A 6,551-nucleotide genomic window follows, 5' to 3' on the forward strand; every position below is an offset into this window, starting at 1 on the left:
GTACTTCACCCACGGCATCGAGCTCGGCTACCTGCGCGCCGACCTCGACGCCCGGGCCAGTGCGCGGGCGGTCAACGGGATGATCCTGGGTGCGGTCATCCATGGGATCCGTCACCACGACGAGGAGTCGCAGGCCGAGCTGGCCGATGCGATCCAGCGGCTGATGTACGACGGCATCGCGGCCCGATGAGCACCGGAGAAATACTGGTCGTGGCGGGAACCCCGAGCGTCGGCTCGCGCGTCTCACGGGCATGAGGACCTCTCGGGACGCTGAGTTCAGCGAGTACGTCGCGGCGCGCTGGGCCCGCCTGGTGCGGGCTGCGGTGCTGCTGGGCTGCTCGCCGCACGAGGCGGAAGACGTGGCGCAGACGGCGTTGACGCGCTGCCTGGTGAAGTGGTCGAAGGTGGAGGGCGCCGATGACCGGGACGCCTACGTCTACCGCGTCCTGGTCAACACCTTCACCGACTCGCGTCGGCGTCGGTGGACCTCGGAGAGGCCGACCGGTGAGGTGCTCGAGCCGGTGGCCCGTGGGCGGGACGCCACCGACGAGGTGGATGCGCGGGATGCGATCGACCGCGCCCTGGCGAAGCTCGCCGACGACCAGCGCACCGCGGTGGTCCTGCGTTACTACCTCAACCAGACCGAGGCGCAGATGGCGCAGACGCTGCGGGTGGCGCCGGGCACGGTGAAGAGCCGCCTGTCACGGGCGTTGAAGGCGATGGCGATCGATCCGGGGTTGGCTGACCAGTCCTCCGGCACACCTGGCACGTCCGGAAGGGGGCTGCGATGAACGAGCAGGAGCTGATGACCGCCCTCGAGGGCCGGGCGAGCGAGGTGCACCCGGCCGGGCCGCCGACCGGCGCGATGATCGGGCGCGCCGCGGTGGCGCGCCAGCGGCGTACGGCGTTCTCGGTGGTCGCCGCAGCGGCGGCGGTGGCGGTCGTGGCGACCACCATCTCGCTCGTCGGGGTCGGCGGCGACCGATCGACGGCGCCACAGGTGGTCTCGCCGACCGGTGGGGGCGCCGGCTTCGCCGAGGCGCTGGCCCTGCTGCCTGCGGACACGTCGGATCTGTACTTCAACGACCAGGCTGCGGCAGCAGGCCGCCTGGGCCTCGAGGCATCCAGCGTCGCGGAGTACAACGCCGAGCTACTCGACTACGTGCTCGCCGACGACGGGGACGGGGCGCCCGACCCCGGCGGCCTCTTCGGGCCGACCACCGCCTACTTCGAGCGGATGGCCGAGCTGCCCTTCAACGAGTACGGCGTGCGGTGGTCGCTCGAGGGCACGTCGGGCGACGCCTTCACCTACTTCACCGTCTACAAGATGAAGCCCGACGTCGACCTGGACGCGATCGTCGACGACCTCGTCGCTGCGGGCCTCGAGGAGCAGGAGCTGCTCGGTCGGCGCCGCGCCTTCACCGAGTCCGTCACCTCGGTCGTCGGCCCGGACCAGACCATCGGCGACGGCTACCCGATCGAGTTCCTCGACGTCACGATCGATCCCGAGGCCGACCTGGTCATCCTGGGCAGGCTGAGCGAGCGCATCCTCCAGGTGCTTGACGGCGAGCTGGAGTCGGCGGCGACCGCCGGCACCTTCGACCTCCTCGTGGGGAGCATCGAGGACGTCGAGGTGGCCTCGCTGTCGACCGAGGCCCTGTGTGGTCGGAAGAGCATCGTGCCTGCGGGGCTCCGGAAGCCGGCGCAAGCAGGCCACCTGGTCCACGGCGACGACGCTGCCTTGGCTGCGCGACTGGTCTTCGCGGACGCCGACACCGCTGCTGCCGACCTCGAGGCGCGCACGGCCTACCTCGCAGGGGGTCCGATCGGCAAGGACGAGGAGCCGCTCGAGACCTATGGCACCTATGACCTCACCCGTGACGGGCGGGTCGTCGACGTCCGCCTGGGCGACATGGGCTCGAGGACTCTGAGGGATCTCACGTCGGACCCAGGCATCCTCAGCTGCTGACAGGTAGGGGGCCTCAATGTCTACCGCGTCTCCTCCGACGCGGACCTCGACGGGCTGGCCGACGACCTCCTCGATGCCGGTCTCGACGAGGGCGACCTCTTCGGGCGGCGGCACTTCTCGGCCAGCAGCCTGGTCGCGGTCGCCGACGGCCGTGGACTGATCGGCGACGGCTACCCCCTGGAGTTCGGCGAGGTCACTCTGGTCCCGGACGCCGGCCTGGTGGTCACCGGCTCCCGCGCCGAAGAGGTGCTGCGGGTCCTGGACGGCGATGCGCCCTCGCTCGCCGCCGGCGGCACCTTCGACGTCGTGGGAGCAGGCCTCGCGGAGATCGAGGTCGCCGGCCTGGTCGCGGGCGCGGACTGCGACCGTGGTGCGGGTGACCTGGAGAAGCCGGAGCAGTCGGGCTACTTCGTGCACGGCGACGACGACGCGCTGGTGGGAAGGCTTGCCTTCGAGGACGCCGAGACCGCTGCCGCCGACCTCGAGGCACGCACGGCGTACTTCGAGACCGGTCCGCTCGGCGAGGACGAGGCGCCGCTCGACAGCTACGGCACCTACGAGCTCGCTCAGGACGGACCGATCGTCAGCATCGCGCTGCACGACATGGACTCGCAGACGATGCGATCGCTCACGCTGGCCCCGGGCAGCTTCCTCGGCTGCTGAGGGCGCACCGCGTTCAGGCGGCGTAGTCGATCATGGTCGCGGGCCGGTAGAGCTCGACCACGATGCTGCGCGGACGTGGCGGTGAGGTCCGTGCGGGTCTGGGTGGTGCGGGCGCGTGGGATCGATGTCGGTGACCGGTGGGGGTCGTGGTCTCGACGGTGTGGGCCACGGCGTCGTCCTGGATCACCCGCTGCGACCACCCCTGGGCCTGCTTGGCGAGGTTGCACGCCACGCAGAGCCCCTGGGTGTTGGTCTCACTCGTCTCCCCGCCGTGGTGGTGGGGGTGGACGTGGTCGATGTGGCGGACCGGTGCGTCGCACCAGGGGGTGCGGCACAGGCCCTGATCGCGGAGGACCAGGAAGTCGGCGAGTCCGGCCGGTGCGAGTCGTTGCTTCGAGGTCATCGCGACGAGGCGGCCGCTGGGGTCGGCGTAGAGGCTGCGGATCCAGCTGACCGTCTCGGCCCGAAGGGCGCGGGCGATGACCTCGCGAGCGATCTGGGCCGGAATGGTGCAGCCGGGGAGGTCAGGCAGAGTGGCGGACTCGTGGCCGGCGCCGAGCAGGGACTCGTCGGAGATGACCAGGTCGACGGTGACCCCGACATCGGTGGCTCTGGCCTGGCCTGTCAGTCGCTCGACGAGGAGGTCGGCCATGAGCTGGCCCTTGGCGCGGCCGTCGCCCTGACTGATCAGCGACTCGGCTGCTCGGGTCAGTGACGCGAAGGCGGCCACGCCCTGGGTGACCGGCAGCAGGCCGCTCAGGTAGACCATCGTGTCCGGGGTCGGGCGGAGGCCCACTCTGCGCTCCGACTCGGCCTTCGCGTTGCGGCGGCACACGGCCGCGGGGTCGGCGGCCTCGACACGCTTGCGGACCTCGCCCGCCAGGGCACCGGTCCCGAGACCGTCGATCAGGTCGCTGCCACACACGTCCTCGTCGATGACGGCGCGATCCTCACGACCCAGGCAGCCGGACTCCTTGGCCACGACCTGGGCGCGGTACTCGTTGAGCCGGCCCTCGCGCAGTGCCTGGTGGGTGCAGCCCAGGTCGGTTGCGAGGTCCTTCGCCAGGCCGAGGAGCACCTGCCCTCGCGCGGGCGACTCCTGTCGGGCCAGCGCGATCTGCGAGGCGACGCCACGTCCCTGTCGCTCGGGCGCGACCCCGTGCCGGGCGTCACGCGACCGGACCGACGCGTCGAGGTCCACCGTCAGCTCGGCCTGCAACGCGCACGCCGCCGACTTCAACCGCTCCAGCTCAGCGATCAGGTCGACCCGCTCCCGATCGGTGACCACCTCGTCACCGGCCGGCCGTGTCGCGGCCAGGGCGTCGTCGCGGAAGCGGCGGACCTCCTGCGCCTCGAGCAAGCCGGTGGGAAACATGCAAGCATTGTATCGAACACATGTTCGAACCACAAGAGTTCTAGCCCCGGAGTGCTGCGTCCAGCAGTGGCAGGACCCGGTAGGGCACCTGGGTCGCCAGCGCCATCACGGTCGAGGCGCGCTGCACGCCGTCGATGGCCAGGACCGTGTCGATGACGCGCTGGAGGTCGGAGTTGGAGCGCGAGACGACGCGGCACCACAGGTCGCCGGTGCCGGTGATCGTGTAGGCCTCGAGCACCTCGGGAATCTCTGCGAGGCGCTCGGCCACCGACTCGTGACCGGCGGCCTGACTGATCTCCAGGGTCAGGAACGCCGTCACGCCGAAGCCGAGGGCGTCGGGGGAGAGGTCGGGGCCCCAGCCGGTGATGACGCCGGACGACGTCAGCTTGTCGAGGCGTGCCTGCACGGTGCCGCGCGCGACCCCGAGGCGACGCGAGGCCTCGAGCACCCCCACGCGGGGCTCGTCGGCGAAGAGGGTGATCAGGTTGCGGTCCACGTCATCCACCGCGGGCCTCGATTCTGTACAGGTTGTGTAGTTCGACGGCTCACTGTTGCACAGATTGTCAGCCTGCGTGACGCTGGCGCCATGACCTTGACGCCTGACGAGCTCCGCGCCGACCTCACCCTCGACCAGCTCAAGGAGCTGGTCGGCCTGATCGAGTACGACGCCAGTCGCGACCCGTTCCCGGTGACCGCCATGGATGCCATCGGTTTCGTGGTCGGCAACGCCACCCAGACCGCGACCTTCTACCAGCTCGCCCTGAGCATGACCCTCGAGGCCTACCGGGGTCCCGAGACCGGCCACCGTGACTCGAAGTCCTTCGTGCTGCGCTCGGGCAGCGCCCGGTTCGTCTTCACCGGTGGCGTCACCCCCGACAGCCCGCTGCACGAGCACCACGGCAAGCACGGTGACGGCGTCGTCGACCTCGCCCTCGAGGTCCCCGACGTCGATCGCTGCATCGACCACGCCCGCTCGGTGGGCGCGACCGTCCTCGAGGAGCCGCACGACGTCACCGACGAGCACGGCACCGTGCGGATGGCCGCGATCGCGACGTACGGCGAGACCCGCCACACCCTGGTCGACCGCAGTCGCTACTCCGGCCCCTACCTGCCGGGATACGTCGCACGCGCCTCGAGCGTGACCCGGCGCGAGGGCCAGCCCAAGCGGCTCTTCCAGGCCGTCGACCACTGCGTCGGCAACGTCGAGATCGGCAAGATGGACGAGTGGGTGACCTTCTACAACAAGGTCATGGGCTTCACGAACATGGCCGAGTTCATCGGCGACGACATCGCCACCGACTACTCCGCGCTGATGAGCAAGGTCGTGGCCAGTGGCAATCACCGCGTGAAGTTCCCCCTCAACGAGCCGGCGATCGCGAAGAAGAAGTCGCAGATCGACGAGTACCTCGAGTTCTACGACGGCGCCGGCTGCCAGCACATCGCGCTGGCCACCGGCGACATCCTGCGCACCGTCGACCACCTGCGCGACAACGGCATCGAGTTCCTCGAGACCCCCGACTCCTACTACGACGACCCCGAGCTGCGGGCGCGCATCGGCGAGGTGCGGGTGCCGATCGAGGAGCTGAAGAAGCGCAAGATCCTCGTCGACCGCGACGAGGACGGCTACCTGCTCCAGATCTTCACCAAGCCGATGGGTGACCGTCCGACGGTGTTCTTCGAGTTCATCGAGCGGCACGGCTCGCTCGGCTTCGGCAAGGGCAACTTCAAGGCGCTCTTCGAGGCCATCGAGCGCGAGCAGGACGCGCGCGGCAACCTCTGAGGGGAGCGCTCGCGGCAGGCGCCCGGTCCGGGATGACTAGTCAAGACTGACTGATCGGCTCTCACGCCGTCTTCGGTCCGGGTGAGAGCCTCGAGCCATGATTCTTGTGACGTTGCTGGTGATCTGCTCATGGTGCGTGCTGTCGCTCCCGCTGGCGATGTTGATCGGCTCCCTGTTCGCGGATCACGGTCGGGAGCGTCCGTCGGGGCACCGGTTCGAGCTCGCCGCCTGACGCCCCCGGGGACGTGGTCGTGCGACGATCCGGGTCATGTCCACCTGCGTCGCCTTTCTGCGGGCCATCAATCTCGGGGCGAAGCGCAAGTTCCCCAAGGACGACGTCGTCGCGGTGACAGAGGCCGCCGGGTTCACGGGCGTCACCACGCACCTCAACACCGGCAACGTGCGGCTCGAGACCGCCCTGCGCTCACGGGCGAAGATCGAGGCGGCGCTGGAGGCGGCCTACCTCGACGACCGGGGCTTCGAGGTGCCGACGATGGTCTACGCCTGCGCCGACCTCGTGGAGGTCGCGGCCGAGGCTGCGAGACTGGGGGAGGGTCACACCGGCAAGCAGTTCGTGTCGTTGCTCAAGGCGGAGCCGGACGCCGGGGCCGCCGCGGCTCTCGAGGCCCGCTCGACCGAGGGCGAGCGCGCGATCGTCTCGGGACGGGCCGTGCACCTGCTGCTCGGGGAGGCCTATCGCGAGGCCACGATCAGCAACGCGGTCGTGGAGCGACACCTCGGCGTCGCCACCAACAGATCGGAAG

Annotated in this window: 8 protein-coding genes and 1 pseudogene; 7 read left to right on the top strand and 2 right to left on the bottom strand. The window is 70.1% G+C overall.

The annotated features are described in order from the left end of the window. The 4 genes and pseudogenes from VOI19_RS11440 to VOI19_RS11455 form a co-directional block, all read left to right on the top strand. A pseudogene (locus tag VOI19_RS11440) lies at positions 1 to 190 on the top strand (TetR/AcrR family transcriptional regulator); the annotation flags it as partial. Between the two features lie 61 nt (positions 191 to 251). Continuing rightward, positions 252 to 791 carry a SigE family RNA polymerase sigma factor gene (locus VOI19_RS11445; RefSeq protein ID WP_323793091.1) on the top strand — a complete coding sequence of 180 codons (540 nt, stop codon included), beginning with the start codon at positions 252 to 254 and terminating at the stop codon, positions 789 to 791. Next, on the top strand, positions 788 to 1,969 hold the full coding sequence (locus tag VOI19_RS11450) for a hypothetical protein (RefSeq protein ID WP_323793092.1): 1,182 nt from the start codon (positions 788 to 790) through the stop codon (positions 1,967 to 1,969). Before VOI19_RS11445 ends, VOI19_RS11450 begins: the two co-directional genes overlap by 4 nt. Before the next feature lie 219 nt (positions 1,970 to 2,188). Then, complete coding sequence (locus VOI19_RS11455) at positions 2,189 to 2,632, top strand: hypothetical protein (protein ID WP_323793093.1); 444 nt, start codon at positions 2,189 to 2,191, stop codon at positions 2,630 to 2,632. Between the two features lie 13 nt (positions 2,633 to 2,645). On the opposite strand, the gene VOI19_RS11460 is transcribed toward VOI19_RS11455, so the two are convergent. Both VOI19_RS11460 and VOI19_RS11465 read right to left on the bottom strand, forming a co-directional pair. Further along, positions 2,646 to 4,007, bottom strand: a complete 1,362-nt coding sequence (locus VOI19_RS11460; protein ID WP_323793094.1) for an HNH endonuclease — start codon at positions 4,005 to 4,007, stop codon at positions 2,646 to 2,648. A 40-nt stretch (positions 4,008 to 4,047) separates the two neighbouring features. Beyond that, on the bottom strand, positions 4,048 to 4,512 hold the full coding sequence (locus tag VOI19_RS11465) for an Lrp/AsnC family transcriptional regulator (protein WP_323793095.1): 465 nt from the start codon (positions 4,510 to 4,512) through the stop codon (positions 4,048 to 4,050). Positions 4,513 to 4,593: 81 nt separating this feature from the next. On the opposite strand from VOI19_RS11465, the gene hppD reads away from it, so the two are divergent. The 3 genes from hppD to VOI19_RS11480 form a co-directional block, all read left to right on the top strand. After that, complete coding sequence (gene hppD, locus VOI19_RS11470; protein WP_323793096.1) at positions 4,594 to 5,787, top strand: 4-hydroxyphenylpyruvate dioxygenase; 1,194 nt, start codon at positions 4,594 to 4,596, stop codon at positions 5,785 to 5,787. A 97-nt stretch (positions 5,788 to 5,884) separates the two neighbouring features. Further along, the gene (locus VOI19_RS11475; RefSeq protein ID WP_323793097.1) at positions 5,885 to 6,019 is read left to right on the top strand and encodes a hypothetical protein; all 135 of its coding nucleotides are present in this window, start codon (positions 5,885 to 5,887) and stop codon (positions 6,017 to 6,019) included. 36 nt (positions 6,020 to 6,055) lie between these two features. Further along, positions 6,056 to 6,551 (top strand): DUF1697 domain-containing protein (locus VOI19_RS11480; RefSeq protein ID WP_323793098.1); only part of this gene is annotated, 496 nt, incomplete at its 3' end.

Origin of the sequence: Nocardioides sp. (assembly GCF_034670285.1) — a bacterium.
In the GTDB taxonomy this organism is placed as follows: domain Bacteria; phylum Actinomycetota; class Actinomycetes; order Propionibacteriales; family Nocardioidaceae; genus Nocardioides.

Excerpts from the sequence above, each read along its gene's own strand:
- VOI19_RS11445 (WP_323793091.1), top strand. The coding sequence starts at position 252 with ATGAGGACCTCTCGGGACGCTGAGTTCAGCGAGTACGTCGCGGCGCGC.
- VOI19_RS11450 (WP_323793092.1), top strand. The coding sequence starts at position 788 with ATGAACGAGCAGGAGCTGATGACCGCCCTCGAGGGCCGGGCGAGCGAG.
- VOI19_RS11460 (WP_323793094.1), bottom strand. The coding sequence starts at position 4,007 with ATGTTTCCCACCGGCTTGCTCGAGGCGCAGGAGGTCCGCCGCTTCCGC.
- hppD (WP_323793096.1), top strand. The coding sequence starts at position 4,594 with ATGACCTTGACGCCTGACGAGCTCCGCGCCGACCTCACCCTCGACCAG.
- VOI19_RS11475 (WP_323793097.1), top strand. The coding sequence starts at position 5,885 with ATGATTCTTGTGACGTTGCTGGTGATCTGCTCATGGTGCGTGCTGTCG.